General features: G+C 44.2%; 23 protein-coding genes and 1 pseudogene. All 24 read right to left on the reverse strand.

The features are described from left to right. Positions 1-37: 37 nt before the first annotated feature. The 24 genes and pseudogenes from arsJ to JCM16456_RS09495 all read right to left on the reverse strand — a co-directional run bounded on the left by arsJ (position 38) and on the right by JCM16456_RS09495 (position 16,720). Positions 38-1,264: an organoarsenical effux MFS transporter ArsJ gene (gene arsJ / locus JCM16456_RS09385; protein WP_068713962.1), complete on the reverse strand. Its 1,227-nt coding sequence runs from the start codon at positions 1,262-1,264 to the stop codon at positions 38-40. After that, a complete protein-coding gene (locus tag JCM16456_RS09390; RefSeq protein WP_068713963.1) occupies positions 1,264-1,761 on the reverse strand; it encodes a cyclin-dependent kinase inhibitor 3 family protein in 498 nt (165 codons plus the stop codon). Before JCM16456_RS09390 ends, arsJ begins: the two co-directional genes overlap by 1 nt. Before the next feature lie 25 nt (positions 1,762-1,786). Beyond that, positions 1,787-2,788 (reverse strand): ArsJ-associated glyceraldehyde-3-phosphate dehydrogenase, encoded by a 1,002-nt coding sequence (locus JCM16456_RS09395; RefSeq protein ID WP_068713964.1) that lies wholly within the window; start codon positions 2,786-2,788, stop codon positions 1,787-1,789. Between the two features lie 9 nt (positions 2,789-2,797). After that, complete coding sequence (locus tag JCM16456_RS09400; RefSeq protein WP_068713965.1) at positions 2,798-3,142, reverse strand: metalloregulator ArsR/SmtB family transcription factor; 345 nt, start codon at positions 3,140-3,142, stop codon at positions 2,798-2,800. 144 nt (positions 3,143-3,286) lie between these two features. Then, positions 3,287-4,579, reverse strand: coding sequence for a histidine-type phosphatase (locus JCM16456_RS09405; RefSeq protein ID WP_082712273.1), 1,293 nt, complete (start codon positions 4,577-4,579; stop codon positions 3,287-3,289). Between the two features lie 16 nt (positions 4,580-4,595). Next, positions 4,596-5,285, reverse strand: coding sequence for an oligogalacturonate-specific porin KdgM family protein (locus JCM16456_RS09410; RefSeq protein ID WP_068713967.1), 690 nt, complete (start codon positions 5,283-5,285; stop codon positions 4,596-4,598). A gap of 540 nt (positions 5,286-5,825) precedes the next feature. Continuing rightward, positions 5,826-7,013, reverse strand: a complete 1,188-nt coding sequence (locus JCM16456_RS09415; RefSeq protein WP_068713968.1) for a carbohydrate-binding protein — start codon at positions 7,011-7,013, stop codon at positions 5,826-5,828. Positions 7,014-7,260: 247 nt separating this feature from the next. Then, positions 7,261-8,076 carry a 6-carboxytetrahydropterin synthase gene (locus tag JCM16456_RS09420; RefSeq protein ID WP_068713969.1) on the reverse strand — a complete coding sequence of 272 codons (816 nt, stop codon included), beginning with the start codon at positions 8,074-8,076 and terminating at the stop codon, positions 7,261-7,263. A 178-nt stretch (positions 8,077-8,254) separates the two neighbouring features. Then, positions 8,255-8,896 carry a glutathione S-transferase family protein gene (locus JCM16456_RS09425; RefSeq protein ID WP_068713970.1) on the reverse strand — a complete coding sequence of 214 codons (642 nt, stop codon included), beginning with the start codon at positions 8,894-8,896 and terminating at the stop codon, positions 8,255-8,257. Positions 8,897-8,919: 23 nt separating this feature from the next. Beyond that, positions 8,920-9,330 carry a GFA family protein gene (locus JCM16456_RS09430; protein ID WP_068713971.1) on the reverse strand — a complete coding sequence of 137 codons (411 nt, stop codon included), beginning with the start codon at positions 9,328-9,330 and terminating at the stop codon, positions 8,920-8,922. Between the two features lie 291 nt (positions 9,331-9,621). Beyond that, on the reverse strand, positions 9,622-10,047 hold the full coding sequence (locus tag JCM16456_RS09435; protein WP_068713972.1) for a bifunctional diaminohydroxyphosphoribosylaminopyrimidine deaminase/5-amino-6-(5-phosphoribosylamino)uracil reductase RibD: 426 nt from the start codon (positions 10,045-10,047) through the stop codon (positions 9,622-9,624). Positions 10,048-10,078: 31 nt separating this feature from the next. Next, positions 10,079-10,513 (reverse strand): GNAT family N-acetyltransferase, encoded by a 435-nt coding sequence (locus tag JCM16456_RS09440; protein ID WP_068713973.1) that lies wholly within the window; start codon positions 10,511-10,513, stop codon positions 10,079-10,081. Positions 10,514-10,533: 20 nt separating this feature from the next. Next, positions 10,534-10,860: a hypothetical protein gene (locus JCM16456_RS09445; protein ID WP_068713974.1), complete on the reverse strand. Its 327-nt coding sequence runs from the start codon at positions 10,858-10,860 to the stop codon at positions 10,534-10,536. Next, entirely contained in the window at positions 10,857-11,288 is a 432-nt protein-coding gene (locus tag JCM16456_RS09450) for a GNAT family N-acetyltransferase (protein WP_068713975.1), read from the reverse strand. The genes JCM16456_RS09445 and JCM16456_RS09450 overlap by 4 nt, the downstream gene beginning before the upstream one ends. 189 nt (positions 11,289-11,477) lie before the next feature. After that, on the reverse strand, positions 11,478-11,726 hold the full coding sequence (locus JCM16456_RS09455; RefSeq protein ID WP_068713976.1) for a DUF3297 family protein: 249 nt from the start codon (positions 11,724-11,726) through the stop codon (positions 11,478-11,480). A gap of 150 nt (positions 11,727-11,876) precedes the next feature. Beyond that, entirely contained in the window at positions 11,877-12,329 is a 453-nt protein-coding gene (locus JCM16456_RS09460) for a GNAT family N-acetyltransferase (protein WP_068713977.1), read from the reverse strand. Between the two features lie 22 nt (positions 12,330-12,351). Further along, the gene (locus JCM16456_RS09465; RefSeq protein ID WP_068713978.1) at positions 12,352-12,738 is read right to left on the reverse strand and encodes an NUDIX hydrolase; all 387 of its coding nucleotides are present in this window, start codon (positions 12,736-12,738) and stop codon (positions 12,352-12,354) included. 45 nt (positions 12,739-12,783) lie between these two features. Then, positions 12,784-13,251 (reverse strand): GNAT family N-acetyltransferase, encoded by a 468-nt coding sequence (locus JCM16456_RS09470; protein ID WP_068713979.1) that lies wholly within the window; start codon positions 13,249-13,251, stop codon positions 12,784-12,786. Between the two features lie 40 nt (positions 13,252-13,291). Next, entirely contained in the window at positions 13,292-14,044 is a 753-nt protein-coding gene (locus JCM16456_RS09475) for a phosphotransferase family protein (RefSeq protein WP_408068370.1), read from the reverse strand. Between the two features lie 45 nt (positions 14,045-14,089). Next, positions 14,090-14,689 (reverse strand): pentapeptide repeat-containing protein, encoded by a 600-nt coding sequence (locus JCM16456_RS09480; RefSeq protein ID WP_068713981.1) that lies wholly within the window; start codon positions 14,687-14,689, stop codon positions 14,090-14,092. Between the two features lie 79 nt (positions 14,690-14,768). Further along, positions 14,769-14,852, reverse strand: a pseudogene (locus JCM16456_RS24200) (GNAT family N-acetyltransferase); the annotation flags it as partial. Positions 14,853-14,868: 16 nt separating this feature from the next. Continuing rightward, positions 14,869-15,501, reverse strand: a complete 633-nt coding sequence (locus tag JCM16456_RS09485; protein WP_068713982.1) for an HAD family hydrolase — start codon at positions 15,499-15,501, stop codon at positions 14,869-14,871. 33 nt (positions 15,502-15,534) lie between these two features. Beyond that, positions 15,535-16,266: an NUDIX hydrolase gene (locus tag JCM16456_RS09490; protein WP_068713983.1), complete on the reverse strand. Its 732-nt coding sequence runs from the start codon at positions 16,264-16,266 to the stop codon at positions 15,535-15,537. After that, entirely contained in the window at positions 16,256-16,720 is a 465-nt protein-coding gene (locus JCM16456_RS09495; protein ID WP_068713984.1) for a GNAT family N-acetyltransferase, read from the reverse strand. Before JCM16456_RS09495 ends, JCM16456_RS09490 begins: the two co-directional genes overlap by 11 nt. Between the last annotated feature and the right edge of the window lie 26 nt (positions 16,721-16,746).

Here is a 16,746-nt window from a genome sequence, read left to right on the forward strand (position 1 = left end):
AAGTGCGCTAGTAAGCCTGCGCACTTTTTTACCAAAACTACTGTGCCAGCCTCTTATCTCGCACAGGCAAACCCAATGAGATAATAGTGGTCAGCAGAATAAAGGCGAAGGAGACCCATAAACACTCTGCCATACCGTAGCCTTGAAACACCCAACCAGATAACACCGTGCCAATAAGGCGTCCCATGGCATTCGCCATATAGTAAAAGCCTACATCCAACGACACCCCATCGCCTTTCGCATAACTAACAATTAAATATGAATGCAGTGATGAGTTGACCGCAAATGCCGCGCCAAACACCATTAAGCCAATCACAATAACCCATTGCGGATGCCATGCTTGACCGATGGCCAATGCAATGCCTGCCGTAATCACTGCCAGTAAACTTGCCCATTTGACTGCACTTCGACCATCGGGGATCGTATCTGAGCGACTTCCGGTTACTTTAGGTGCAACACCTTGCACAACGCCGTAGGCAATCACCCATAACGCTAGAAAGCCCCCCACCGCACTGTGATCCCAACCAAACACCGTAGCCAAATAGATAGGCAGTGCCACCACAAACCACACATCTCGTGCGCCAAACAAAAACAACCGCGCCGCAGATAGAATGTTAACTGAGCGAGACTTAGAAAACAGCTCGCCAAACTTTGGTTTGCTTTTGGCTTTACCCAAATCCCCTTTTAAGCTGACGATGCTGCCAATAAACACCAACAAGAGAACAGCCGCCATCAATAACACGGAATAACGAAAACCAAGCAGTGATAAAAGTGCCCCACCAAGGAAAAAACCAACGCCTTTGAGCGCGTTTTTTGATCCTGTCAGTAAAGCCACCCAACGAAAGAGCGCACCTTGTGCGTTCTCTGGCACTAAGGTCTTAATGGCGCTTTTCGCACTCATTTTATTGAGATCTTTCGCAATGCCTGAGAGGGCTTGCGCGAACATGACCCAAGGAATAGAGAGCATGGCAATAGGAACCGCTAGCATCAGCAAGGCAATGATTTGCATACCAAGACCGATGTTCATCGTCCGGTTAAGCCCTAAATGCGCCCCAAGCCAACCACCAATCAAATTCGTGACCACACCAAAGAATTCGTAAAACAGAAATAGCGATGCGATTTCGAGTGTTGAATACCCTAAATCATAAAAATAGAGCACCACCAACATGCGCAGTGCACCATCGGTTAAGGTGAAGTTCCAGTAATTAAACGTCACCAACATGTATTGGCGAACGTTAGCATTTAGCTGCGACAACATAGTGATTATTCAGCTCTCAGTAGTTGGTGAACATACTCAATCTGCTTGGTTTTGGTAAACGCACCGGGACGCAGAGCTTGAACTTCCGCTATCACTTTATCTACAGGCCAATCTTGCTCACCTAATAGATGAGCCGCGAGTAAACCGGTTCTTCCTGAACCTCCCATACAGTGCAGTGCTACTTTTTCGCCCAGCTTCAGAGCACGATGTAGGTTCGGAGAAGCCAAATGCCACAGGCGAGCAAATTGTGCATCAGGCACATCATCGTCTTCAATGGGTGCACTAAACCACTGTAAGCCTTGAGCCGCGACAACATTAGGTAGGTCACCGACGCCAGCTTGCTCCATTTCTATGCCACTCAAGGCGGTAACGACAACCGTCACGCCTTGCGCTTTCAGTTGCTCGATACTCTCTACTAAAGAGACCCCTTTGGTGCCCGGGCATGGGGTAAGCACAAGCCCGGCACTATTATCGAGTGGTAATAACCACGTTGGATGCTCCATTCTTTGCTCCTTTATTCACAACGCCTTAGGACAAACCGACTTGACGAACCAGCTCTGCGGTTCGAGTGGCGTAGCCCATTTCGTTGTCATACCACGCGTAGATTTTCACCATGCGTTTTCCAACAAGCATGGTCGACAATGCATCGACAACCGTTGAACGTTGATCGCCTTTGTAATCGATAGAGACCAATGGTTTTTCTTCAAAACCTAAAATACCTTTGAGCTCGCCTTCAGAGGCCTCTTTGAGCAGTTGGTTTACCTCATCAACCGTAGTATCGCGTTTTACATCAAACACAATATCGGTTAACGAAGCATTGGCGAGGGGCACTCGCACCGCATGACCATTAATCTTGCCAGCCAAATCAGGGAAAATTTCGATGATCGCGGTGGCAGAACCCGTCGTGGTGGGAATTAAGCTCATACCGCATGCACGAGCACGACGCAGATCTTTATGTGGCGCATCCAAAATAGTTTGGGTATTGGTCAAGTCATGAATGGTCGTAAATGCCGCCTGTTCAATGCCCAATTTTTCATGAATGACTTTTACAATTGGAGCAATACAGTTCGTCGTGCATGACGCCGCCGTCACAATGCGATGAATACTAGGATCGAATATACCGTCATTCACGCCAACCACAATATTCGCTACGCCTTCCGCTTTCACCGGAGCAGACACCACCACGCGTTTTACGCCCTGAGCAAGATATTGATTGAGCAGGTTAACGTCACGATGCTTACCTGTCGCTTCAATCACCACATCGCAACCAGACCAATCCACAGCATCAATGGCTTTTTGTTGTGTTGTTCGTATCGCTTTACCATCAATGATGATGGCTCCGTCCTTGGCAGACACACTGTGATGCCAACGGCCTTGAATAGAATCAAACTCAAGAAGGTGCGCCAAGGTTGCTGCATCACCTGCCACATCATTAATCTGAACAAACTCCAACTCAGGCCAATCAAAACTTGCACGCAGAGCTAAACGTCCGATACGACCAAATCCATTAATTCCTACTTTAATTGCCATGTTTTTTTCCTATGCTTGACAACAACTTGAGTGCTCACGCGCAGTGGCGTATCGCTCGATATCTTGCTGGTACTCGCGGGCTAAACATTGCGAATCGACCAGACCTTGAATCTGTTTTTTCATCCAACCCGGAAGGTCGTCACTAATAGAGTAAAACACCCACTGTCCTTGGCGACGATTGAATACAATGCCACTTGAACGCAATAAGGCTAAATGACGTGACACTTTAGGCTGGCTCTCATGCAAAGCTTCCGCCAAATCACCCACACAGATATTTGGGTAACGAGCGATCAGCAGTAAGCATCGCACTCGCGTTTCATCCGCGAGCAATTTAAAAAAGTCATGAGGTAACATTAGTACATCTCCATATATGCATATCCATATATTAATAGATAAAAAAGTGAAAACAATTGCCTAATGCCGATGTCATAAAAAATTCAAAAAGAGAGAGAAACGACAAAAGGGGCGCAAGCGCCCCTTCATCGTTAATTTTGTACTCTATTTGGTTTGAAACAGTGCCAATTGCAGACCGTCATTAACCAACAGATGGCTAGCACGCTTAACCACAGTATCCAGCGGACATAGCACGCCAACATCCGTTGCTTCACAGCCAGCTACGTTGAGATCTTGATGTGGCAGGGGTTGCTGGTTATTCAATGGTGATAGAGAGCGCCATTGGTCTAAGGTACGAGCCTCAAAGCGCACGCGGACAAACTCTTGGTCACTCCACGCTTTATGAAAGCGAGCAAAGCTAAGAGTAGCACCTGGAGGAATATCATTGGCAGGATAATTAGGCAGTTCCCACTTCATTCCTAACATCGTTTGAATTTCAGCAATATTAGTATCATGACCAAATAACATGACAAGAGGACGCTCTAAACGCTTATCTCCAGACCACTGTTTGGATAACTCAGTTCCTGACGTGATAGCCGACAGCATTTGGCGCATTAGTAACGAACCAGCATGAGATGCAAACTCTGGTGTATCCAGAGCGAGATCGTATTGCGCCGCATGCATTGCCATCAGCGCTTTAACGGCTTTCGCATCCACACCATGACCAAATGCCACATCGCTAATGGGCATGTTATCGCTATATTGCAACCGAATAGTTTCGCCTATTGTCGCTCCTAATTCGCCCGGCCCTTTTAGCTTGGGTTTACCAGTATCTTTAAATTTTACACCCCAAGGTTTATCAAGAAATTCACAACTTGGTTTATCTTGAGCGCACACTGTTTTACGTAGTAACTCTGTCGAAGCTTTGTAACGTTCGGCCGCTTGCTCTGGAGTGCCAATACGGGCCATGATCTGTTGCTTCATTATGGCTTGGTCAGGATGCGATTCATGCAAATGATACAACTCAAATAAGGGGCCATATTTAGCGTTCACACTTAATGGTGCAACACCACACCCTGGAAACATACCATCGGCCATGGCTTTGCCTGTCGCTTTAATACGCGGGGACGGGCTGGTCCACAAAAAGAACTGTTCTTGATTCGGACACTGGCTTTGAATATTGAGACCTTGCTGTTGCCATTGTGTGAACAGATAAGCCCCTTGCTGCATCATCCCTGCGTACCCATGACCGGTAAGGTTACCATCCGCCACATCAAACTTTGGCCACTCAAGCTGTGTCGCTTTATCAAGCTTTTCCGTGTTGGTCTGTGGACGAACGCCATGGCGCGTGAGGCTTACGACTTTATCCAATGTCCAAGTGCTTGCTAGCGCAGGCGAAATCGTTGCCAACAAGCTGATGAACAGACCCGCCAATTGCATTTGCGATCTTAATTTCATCTCTTTGTTCCTCTCCTTAAATCTTGTATTTAAAGCCCACTTCAAATTCCGTTTGGCGTTGTTCGGTGTGCTTGCTTACCGATTCATTCGTCAACTCAATAAACGGAGTAAACGTTTTAGAGGCTTTGTATTTCAACTCAATCGCATGCTCATAATCGGTTTCTCGATTGTTATACAGTTCGGCATTGGCGCGATAGAGAGTAAGCGTGTATCCCAAAGAAAACTGACCGATTTTACGGCTAATGCCCGCATCAAACCGGTTAACACGCTTGGTTTCTTTAAAGGCATAATCTGAAATTTCATAGCGGTAACGTGAAGACAGTTCTACATCAGGAGTTAACGCATAATCCATTGATAAAGAGGGCTTATACTTGTATTCATCTTGTTTTCTTGCCCAAGTAAAACCTGGTTCAATAGAGAGTTTTTCATTAATGTTGACACTGTAATTTACGCCTAACGCCGTTTCTTTCCAACGTTCATCATGAAAGGCAATACCCGCATCGCCGCTCTTTTCATCGTTTGGCGAAAATTTCAATTTAACCGACGCACCAATACCCGATTCAAAACCGTGGCTCAGTTTTAACTCATCTGTGTGCCCTTTTGAAACGTCTTCATATTTATGCGCATAGGAAAAACTCGTCGCATAAGCAGTCGACGTACTCGCCAGTCCCAATAATACGATGGTCAATAATTTGCTCGAATTCATTATTCAACTCCACAACAAAAATAAAATCCGTTTTCTACTCATTGAAGTGACGGAAAATTCCAAAACACCATAAACATAGGAAAACGAAATAAGGCAATATCGTATGTAGAAAAGCCGGCTCTCACAGCGGCAACTCTACTAAGTTTGCAAGTAGGTTCTTATTTAACACTCAACCACCAGCAAACGGACATGTAAAATTTTCATTTAATTTCATTAAGTTAATGTCAAACCATTACTTAACGACGAATAGAATAATAGCGAAGCATGACAACGCAGTGACAGATTTGCACATATGTGCAGACATTTTTATGACGATTTTATTTCAAACTTAAATCATGAAAGGATAATAAAACGTGGCTTTAATTGAATAATATTCAACTGAGTAAATATATAGAAAGACAATAGCTAAATAATAATGAGAGCCAGTTAAATAACTGTTCTTAAATATGAGTCATTTAAGAACAGTGAGTTAGAGAAAAAGGTAACTTGGGCATAAGTGCTCTTCAATTTTGCTCAATCAAGCAATACTGACGGGCTGAGCTATAACTTAGTAATTCGCATCCAGTTCAGGCTAAATCCTCCGGTTTGAGCATAAATACCGAAATTATAACTGCCTGCATTGAGCGTAACTTCTTGAGTGATCGTTTGCCAAGTTTGCGTGCCCCCTGTTGATCCGAGGTCAACATAGCCAACGACATTGGCGCCAGCGTTGTAATCCAAAGAGAGACGCGCTGCACTGTTGGTGCTCGCTACTCGATACTCAATTTGGTATTTACCTGACGTTGGAAGTGTAATGTTGCTGTATGCCACCCAATCCCCCGTATCAAACGAGCTAACATCAGAACCACCATCCATATCACTCGTACTTTCTGTGGTTACACCACTCATATTGGCGTAATTTTCTGCTTCCACTTGTGTTGAGAACATTGTCGAATTCGCCGTTCCCGTGTGAGTACTGGCCGTATTCGAACTGTCTTGATACACGCGGACGTAATCCACATACATTTTGGCAGGTAAAACAGAGTCATCAACGGTGAAACCTGGCCAATTGCCCCCTACGGCAAGGTTAAGTAACAGATAAAACTCTTTGTGAAACTCATCGGTATCACCCACATTATTTAAAATGCTCATTTCATGAAACAGCACTCCGTCGACATACCATTTCATCATGCTCGCATCCCACTCAACGGTGTAAACATGATATTGACTCATATCTAATGCGGTACTGGTTCCGGAATAACTGGCATGTAAATTGGCCCACCAATGTACGGTGCCATACACCACGTTTTCCGTATTAATGCGCTCCATAATGTCGATTTCACCGGAATAAGGCCAACCTACACTTCCCATGTTCGATCCTAGCATCCAAAATGCAGGCCATAACCCTGTGCCAGTGGGAAGTTTTATCCGCGCTTCAATCTTCCCGTATTTGAATGATTGACTACCCGATGTATTCATTCGAGCCGACGTATAGCTGTACCCACCTGTGGATTCCTTTTTGGCAGTAATCACCAAGTTGCCGTTTTCAACGGTAGCGTTCTCGGCCAGATAATATTCAAGTTCGTTATTCCCCCAACCTGATGAACCATTTCCGGTTTCAAACGTCCAACTTGATCCTACGCTATCAGTAAATTCATCATCCCATACCAGTTGCCAATCTGCGCTATTGGCTGAAAAAGAAGCCCCCAGCCCAGCGAGCAATATGATCGCAGCTTTATTATGTTTCATCGTTATCGACTCCTATCCTTTATTTGTCCCATGGTTTCATTCACCTTGAATCAGTAATAGCAGAGTAACCTTATAAAACTCATGGTGTTTGATTATTTATTGATCAGGACGAATAGTGAGAGGATTTAAGACAATTTATTGCCCAAACAGCCCGCCACAGAGTTAGCTTTTAACGACACCAAAGAAAAAACCAGTGAAGTCTCGCTCACTGGTTTTAGGCATGCAGAATGTATAACCGATGTTTGAATTACAGCAGCGTCACCGCACCTTTAGATAGGCCTTCACTCACGCGCACTTGAATGGACGTGGCGTTAGGTTGCAAAGTGTGTACTTTCTTGGCAATGTGGCGGGAGATGTTTTCGATGGAAGGTTCACCTTCAACCAGTTCAAGCAATGCGTTAGGCAACTGAACTTCAAAATTACCTTGGGATGCACTGTATCGAATCATTGAGCGACCAGAATCAAACATCACATCACTTTCATTAAAAAAGTGCTTACCGTTCAAGCTAGAGGCGATCAATCGATGGGTTTCAACACAAGGCTTACCATCAATGATCACTTGCAGATCCGCACTGTGGCCATGAATAATGCGCTGACAGTTTCCATCATGCAGCTTTAAGCCATGATTGTATTGAAAGCTAGGCGTTGGGTTCGGCTTAAGCTCAATCTGGAAATCAAACATTGGCATCTCAGCGCTGAATTTCTCCAGTAAGAAGCTTTTGATGTTGTCCAGATAATGCTCAGCTGTCATGGCAATTGGGCAATACATCTGGATGGGTCCCATCGAGCTAATCACTCCAGCAGACACCGGAAACTCGCCCTGGCCAATACCATCTTGCACAGAAATAAATTGTGGGTCACACACCAAACGGTGGTCGACTTCTTTATCACAAATCGCTTTGAGTCTGGGTTTGATTTTGCCGAAATCGGAGATCATACCGGAGTCGTTACGATCACCAGCTACAACAACGCAAAGCGAGACGCTGTCTCCGCGGATTTCACCACCGTGATAAACTGAAAAATCAATTGCAGTAAGATCGTCAATGTACATCGCAGTTTTCACGACACTACCTCTTCAATAAATGAGCCTATTGGCTAAAACCGGCGGATTGTCGGTAAACTGGCTCAGTTTTTCAAGCGCGTTATTGATTTACAAAAAAGTTATTTACATAGCCATTAATAAGATTTATCGATTAACTTAACAGCATAACGAAGTGTTATACCATAACAGTTTTTTCGTGCTAAAAATCTTCTCGGCCTTGCAACTCAGTAAAATCACTCATCACCCATTTTTGATAGCCCGGGCGACTTTGTAGCAAGTCAAACCATCTTGCGACTTGCGGCGGCAGTGTAATAGGTAAGCCCTGAGCAGTGAGTCGATAAAGCACAGCTCCAGCACAAATGTCTGCAAGCGAGATATGTTCGCCAATCAAAAAACGGTTTTCCGTTAATTGCTGCTCTAACTGTGCAAGGCACTCTTCACATTTAGCTAAGTGGCTATTCACTTCTGCCATGTTCCGCTTGGAAGCTGGCATACGATAGTAGCCCCAAAAGGTGCCCATAAAAGCTTGTTGAAAAATCAGATGTGACCAATCCATCCAGCGTTCATAAAGAGAACGTTCATAAGCATCCTTCGGACACCATTGCTCATCCCCGTAAGCAGCAGCCAAATAGCGCAAAATGGTGTGTGATTCCCACACGGATTTGTCGCCATCGATCAACACTGGGACTTTACGCATAGGATTGAATTCACCAAACTCAGGCGCATCAAGCCCGCCAAACCGGCCGCCCAGCTCCACATGCTCATAATTTAGTTCGAGTTCATCGAGTAACCACAACACTTTTTGCACATTAAACGATGTGGTTCGTCCATACAATTTCATCCTAAACTCCGTTTACTATCTCTCTAACTATTAGGAAATCCTGCTTTTTTCTCTGCGCTCAACCCGACCTGATACCAATGAGGCTGCTCAACACAAAACAATTGGGCATCCACTTGTTTTGATGGCTCTTCATCCAAACATCCCGCTGGCACCACCATGGTGTTACTGGCTTTGGATATGTATGGTAGCGGTGAACCGCATTCAGGGCAGAAGGCTTTGGTAAAAGCACGATGGGGGTCATCATAGCGTTTCACCAACTCTGCACCTTTTAGCCAAGTGAGATTGTCGACTTCTGTAAACAAATTCGCTGCATGAGCGGTGCCCATCATCTTGCGGCGCTGGTCACAATGACAGAAATAGAAACGAGAAAACTCGTCTTTGACAATAAACATGATTTTTTGGCAGTAACAACTACCGTGAATCAACTTTGACATAACGTACTCCCTGTACTGGATTATTCCCTGGTATCACTCCCTTTGAGTGAATTTCGATTCGGTTTCTTTGACATAAAGAAACCGCAAGCATCACGCTTAGCCTGTGTGGGCTGATCCCACGCTCCGCACTGATCTTTTAGATTCTCTTTCGCCCGGACGAAATGCCGACACTGACCACAGTAATTTCCCACAACTTATCCTTCGTCCTTGGAAAAATTCTGTTATCCGTCAATGCTAGGATGAACTCAAGCGACTGCCTCACAAAAGCTAAAGATCAGCGTGTTAGGGCAATTACGATTGACCAAGATAAGGGGTGAGAAACTGGGAAACCACCGCACCTTCTACGCCGATGTCGACTTTGATGCCAGCATCTTCCAAGATGGCGATACCTTTGCCACTATTGCGCGGATCAGGATCCAACATTGCCACCACAACATGCTTTATCCCTGTGCTTACCAAGGTTTTGGCACACGCTGAAGTTCGGCCGACAAAGGAACAGGGTTCTAAAGTGACATACGCCGTCATACCATTAAATGAACCTTGGTAGGCGTTTAATGCTTCCACTTCGGCGTGATTGCCACCAATAGCTTGTGTGTAACCCTCCGCGACAATCACATTGTCTTTTACCAACACACAACCGACCGGCGGATTTGGCCGACATTTTGGCAACGCTTGTTGCGAAATTTCCAAGGCGCGCAACATAAATGAGTTAGACATTGACTCTCCCTTCACTCCTAGAAATTAGGATTTATTGAACATCGGTGCGATAACTCATCGCAATTAATGGATGGCCACCAACCACTTCACACGTATCTACGTATTTAAAACCAAAATTTTCGTAGTAACCACGTAGGTGCTGATGAGCATGAATGTCGATATGGTGAACACGCTGTTTAATCGCGTAATCAATAGCTTTTTGAATCACCGCTTTCGCAACACCCGCACCACGAAAAGCTTTCAATACTGCCACGCGGGCTAAGATAGCTGAAGAAGCCGAGGAAAATGAGAGTCGTGCGGTAGCTACCGGCGTGGAATCGTCAGTCACCAAAAGATGCATTGATTCTTGGTCAAGTCCATCTAAATCTAACTCTTGTGGAATCAACTGTTCCTGAACAAACACGGCATAACGTATTTGCTGTGCTTGCTTAATGATCTGTGCACTGTTACCAATAACCACATCCATATTCGTTATCCTTTTATCGGCTATTTTTCCTCTGGTAGCGCTTTGCGATAGTAATAGTTTTGAATCACCACAAATAGCAACCAAGCCACACTAATGATGGTAAGCACCGAGCCTAGCGGTAACGAGACCAACATTAACCAACCAAAAACCAACATGCTGTAAAGAATGTCGCCGACATCGACACCAAAAATGATGCATGGGTTGACAGCACCTTCATCCAGAAGACAGTGCTTAACATTGGCAATCGCGCCAGCCACCATTACCGAGATCAACGGCAACACAGAGAAAAATAGCGAGCATATCACTGCAATGATCGGCAGCTTCATCTTACGTTTCTTAGCGTTCATACTAACTCTCTTTGAAACACTATCTTTCCACTTGTCGGGGTTTGGCCTGCTTCGTAATCCGTGATCTGGTAACCGCTGGCAATCAAAAGACGCAGCATATTAGGGTACGCATTCATCGACTTTACCGTGATAAATTGATAGCCCGATGTTCGCGCCCAATGTTCTTGATACCGGCGTAGCTCAGATGCAACACCTTGTTGGCGATGGGACGGGATAACACCGCCTATCCAACTGTAAAACTCCAAACTTGAAAGCTGATAACCGACTTTATACCCAACGATTTGCCCATCGATTTTAGCCAGTAAAATCAAATGCGGAATGCCTGACAAACGCTCATTAAGACGTTCGCGCGTATTACGCCCATCAAATTCGGGAATCAGTGCATCAATAAACAAAATATCATCAATTGAGCCTTGTTCAATCAACATACGCCATCAACCATCTACAACACAATAAGTTAGCTGCGTTTATAGCACATTTAACAGGGTATAGGAAAAGAGAGTCTGTTGGGGGAAGTCATAGAGAAAGAAAGAAGAGCAGAGCAAAAACCAAAGCCCGTAAAAAAGAAAACGCATAGAACCGAGATTCTATGCGTTATTAATTCAACTCAATTCAGCTTATTTGTAGAACGCTTCTACTTCGCCTTTCAGAGTGATTAGCATTGGGTTACCGTAGCGGTCTTTTGCTTTTGGTGAAGGAATTTTTACCCAACCTTCGCTGATGCAATACTCTTCCACGTCGGTGCGTTCTTTACCGTTAAGAAGAATACCAATGTGGTGTTCAAAACACTCTTCAACAAAGAATTTGCTACGTGGGTTACCAGACAAACGATCTGGCAGGGTTGGCTTTGCGCTAGCGTCGCTCATAGTTATAACCTGAAAAAAATGAATGGTGGCGCATTGTAGTCAATACACCTAGCCGCGACAAGGTAACAATGCGCAAAGTGAATAGGATAGCGGCTAATAAATGGTTTTTACCCACCAGCGAGCGTGGATATCCCTAAAGTGCACCGCTCATTACAACGTGAATGCCAACGCATGGCTCACCTTACCAAAGTCGTAAAAAAGGTCGTCTTCACCAAGCACTTTAAAACCATAGGTTCGATACAATTTAACGGCACGTTGATTGTTCTTAAAGCAGCTTAATGTCACCGCTTTACCCTCACCTGCGGCCATCCGTTCCAATTGAACCAAGACTTGCTGCGCGTAGCCATGGCCTTGGTACGGACGAAAAATTGCCAAAAAGTGGATATGCAAACTCGCTTCTTTGTAACGATGACAAACCACCCCAACGCGCTCACCATCGACTTCAGCCCAATAAAACCACTCCGGCTTTAAGTGCTGCTTAAAATTGCTCTCCTGAAATTCCTCATCCCAGCCTAGGGCTTCATCAATAATGGGATGCATAGATACTTTAAACAGCTCAAACATCTGAGCAAATTCTTCTGGTTTAATTGGGGTTAAGTCCATGCATTGCTTTCCTATGCTCTTTTTACAAAAATTGCTCTAACTGATGTTCAATAAAATCGGCATCCGCTGCATGAAATTCATCAACTGGAATCTGGGTAGGCTCGAACCAGAAGAACGTTTGCTGACGCGTGCTATCTACTTCTGTCGGCGTGGTTGAACGGTTTCCTTCAAAGACAATGTAATGAATTTTTCCACCAAATTCATTTTCAGCTTGGAAAGCCCCCTTCACTGCGAGTTGCTCTAGGCCTGTTTCTTCCCACAATTCACGTGCGGCGGCCACTTCCGGCGTTTCACCGCTATCAATCGAACCACCCGGGAACTCAAGCACCATGCCTTCGCTACGTCGAAAGCGCTCTTGAATTAAAACTCGACCTTCCCTAACAACGACGGCCATGGAAAGATTTTTCATTGGCTACCATCCTTACTATTGGTGAAATACAATCGTTATAACCAGTTAATCCAGTAGCTGGCACATGATATGAGACTGATTAACAAAGCCAAGCTGCGTGTAAAACTGCTGCGCTGACTCATTAAACGCCATCACTTCTAATCGAATTTGCTCCGCACCCTGCTCTTTTGCCCAGTTGCGGCATGCTTGCATCAAATGTTGACCAATGCCTTGAGAGCGGCAATGTTCATCAACCACTATGGTTCCAATGCGGCAAATACGGCAGCGAACCAAAAATGAGATAGTCTCATTTTGAGTGATCGTCGCAGTAATATAACCGACGACGTTTTTATCAATCTCAGCCACCAAAAACAGGTATGATTCATCTTTTAACGCATTCATTAAAAGGGCTTTATCCGCTTCACTAGGCAGTGCAAAAGCTTCCGGAGCATTCGCAAAATGTAGGTTTCCTATCTGCATATTGAGAGTAAACAAAGCCTCAATATCAGCAGCCGTTGCTTGGCGAATAATCATGGGTATTTCCTTTAATTTATCTTGCCCAACCATTAGACAATCACAAGCAGTTCTCTATCGTGTTAAGCCACATGGGAAGATGCGTTCTATACCAATTGAAATAACGTTCAGCACCTGCTTTCTGGCGTATTTTTAGTAGGTTCGTCACTTCAATCGCAATCCACATTTTGGCGATAATCAATTGCTTTAATAAAGATCTATCAGATAGCGATGAATTATAAAACAGATATTTTTCAATAATATGTAGATAATCATCTAGCGAGCCCATCCCTTTCACCAAGGGGGCTAAGTCAATAGCGGGGCTTCCAAAGCCAAACCGTTCCCAATCAAATAAAACCAGCTCACCAGAATCTCTTACTCCCCAATTGCCATCGTTTGAATCGCCGGAGATCAGCCCACTCGGACCAAAAAGATCCGCTGAACATGCTTGAATTGAACGAACCATTTCTTCGCACATGTCTGGCAAACCCAATGTAGCTAAAGCGAATTCGGTATCTACCAATTGCCAGCGGTGCTGCTTTACGGGGAAAGAGGGTTGATAGTCGGATTGATGAATCAATGACAGCTGTTTAAAAACACTCTTATGTTCAACGAGCTGTTCTAAAGAAACCTTCCTAGGAATAAATTCGAGATACAAATCATGCTGATCTAACCAAACCAATTTTGGTGTATTCACACCTTTCAATTCAGAAGCTGCAAACTGATAAAAACCCGTTTCAACAGAATTAGCACCCTGCTTACGAATACAGGTTCTACCTTGATATTCAACTAAGGTAACTTTGGATTCACCCATCTGTGAAAGATCGTTAACCTTACGCCTATTCCCCATTACAGAGTCTCAATCCACCAGCTCGATACCTAAACATTCCAACAAACTCAGCGCTTCAAAACGCGTGAATTTCGCTCCTTTGACTTGGTTCTCTAATACATCAATCGTGTAGTTAGTCGACTCACTAAAATCAACTTGCTGCAGATTGGTTCGCATAAACAAGCTGTTGGTGAAATCACAGTAGGTCATAGTGGAATCAGGAAACTTCCCTTCTCGAAAATCAACATCGTGTAGTTTGCATTCGTCCAACACCAATTCATGCAGCGTTAAACCATAGAAAGAGTTATCAGTCATAATGCAGCGCTTAAATGTCAATTCAAAGTCGACGTGAAACACCGGCCAAGTTACCTTAGTCCAGTCCACCCCCACCAATTTGCACTCAGTAAACGTCATGCCAAAGACTTTCGTATTGGGCAACGACACCAAACTCACATTGCAACGCTCAAATTCACAGTTAGTGAATTTGCAGTTTTTAAATTCGGCACCAGAAAAATCACAATCTTCGAAACGGCACTCCTCAAATTCGCTATTTTTCAGTCGCAAGTCATCACTCACTAGCTTGCTAAAACAGGCATCAAAATAGCTTTCGCCATCGGTTAAGGTATCCATCATGTTCTCCGGTGGATTTAAGGAAAATGAATTTGGCAAACACAATACCAACTCACACAAGTTATCGCATTGTTTTCTCTCACAACAATCGTTTTTGCATGATGTGCTGAGGGCCAGCCGGGCCGCCTAAGTACAGTTCGTTGGTATCTTCAAATCCACATTTTGTAGCAACCGACTTATTAAAGTGTGGTGGCAATATGATTGCTTAATTCGGACATATGACGAATTTGCACGCTAGCCAGTTCATGCTGCACAGACAAGTTAGGCGCATAGTAGATACTTTTCATTTGTGCACTCTTTGCCGCCTGTAAGCCGATAACGCTGTCTTCAACAACGCAGCAATCTTTAGGATCGGATTTCATCTGCTGCGCCGCATGTAGAAACAGTTGTGGATCTGGCTTCCATGAGCCCACATCGTAAGAACTAAAAATGTTATCGCCAAAATAGTTGGTTAAACCAGTAATCTCTAACGCTCGATCTATCTTGGCTTTTGGCGCAGATGAAGCAATGCAACATGGGATAGAAAGCGACTCTAACATCTCTTTTACGCCATCGTTGGGTTTTAAATGTTCATCGAATAATGCAGTCATTTTCGCCCGATATTCTGCTTCAAATGTTACAGGGAAAACGACTCTGCACTCTTGTTCAAGGCTTGCAATAATTGATGCGAGTTTTCCTCCACGGAATTTTGCCAACAGCTCATCAACACCGTAATGAATATCGAATTGGGCAAGTTGCTGCTGTAGCGCCAAATTACCCAAACGTTCGCTATCAACCAGCGTGCCATCACAATCAAAAATAACTAACTTCATACCATCCTTTGTGTTTTGTTCTCTTTTCCCCAACTAGGCAAAAAAGGTTTCATGCTTTTTATAAGGACCCGCATTGTTGGTGGGTAAAAATGATTGCAGCCCTTTCGCATCATGACATGCCTCAACCATTTGTCGGTTGAAGCTGGCACTGGTTTCGTCTAACAGATAATCGTCAACCGATATCCATTTTGCTTCAGCCACTTCTTCCATGTCTTGGATGCTTATCTCATCGGAAATGGCGTGAAGTCGACAAACAAAATAGAGATTGGTTTTACCAAATTGAAATGGATGACGAGTCGTAAAGCCAACTATCGCATGAAACGCTGCGGCCACACCCGTTTCCTCGGCCACTTCGCGAATAATCGCTGTTTCTATTTTCTCCCCTAATTCAACATGGCCGCCAGGCAATTTAAACCCTTTCATTCCATGCTCGCGGATGACCAATAGCTCTCCTGCTGCATTTTTCACAATCGCACCAGCGCCTATAGTATGAGTGGGAATAAAAGGAATGAATGTGGTCTCTGCTGCTTTATGAATGAGGGTTAATTCCTCTTCGAGGCAATTATGAAAAACAAAACCCAACTTTGTTGCCGCGGAGACGAAATGAGATAGATGAATCGGTAAGGTTAACCAAATAATGTTTTTCTTTTCTACTTGAGAAAAGGTGACGATGTTTTCTAGTTCAGCAGTAAACATGTCAATATTGTGCGGAAAATCGTCTTGGCTGATAATAATGCCATTAAATTTATCAAGTTCAAATTTCAAAACTGTTTCTCATCATAATAAAAATACCCGGCTCAGTTTCATGCAGAGGATGAAAACCAAATTGCTGATACAGAATCCTATTTTTGTCTTCCGTTTGTAAATACAGATAGCGAATACCTAAACCATCAGCGTGATGAAGAGCCTTTGTAATTAATGCCTTAGCAACCCCTTGTCGACGATAATTAGGGCTAACAAAAACGCCGCCCAACCAGTGCTCATAATCTGGATAACCTTTGTGTTCTCGATACTTGAGCTCAGCCACTCCGGCAAGAGTGGTATCACTCAAGGCAATATAAGAGAGTGGTAACAAAGATTTGCTGTGGGATTTTGCGATTACGTCAGCAATCACTCGCTCGATAGACGCATGGGGAGACAGACAAGCCCATTCATCAAAGTACCATTGCGCTATTTCTGGGCAATATTGTGGGTGCTCAGCCAATAAACAAATGTTCATTTCTCTCCTATTGATGAGCAATACTT

Origin of the sequence: Vibrio tritonius, from assembly GCF_001547935.1 — a bacterium.
Taxonomy (GTDB): Bacteria; Pseudomonadota; Gammaproteobacteria; order Enterobacterales; family Vibrionaceae; genus Vibrio; species Vibrio tritonius.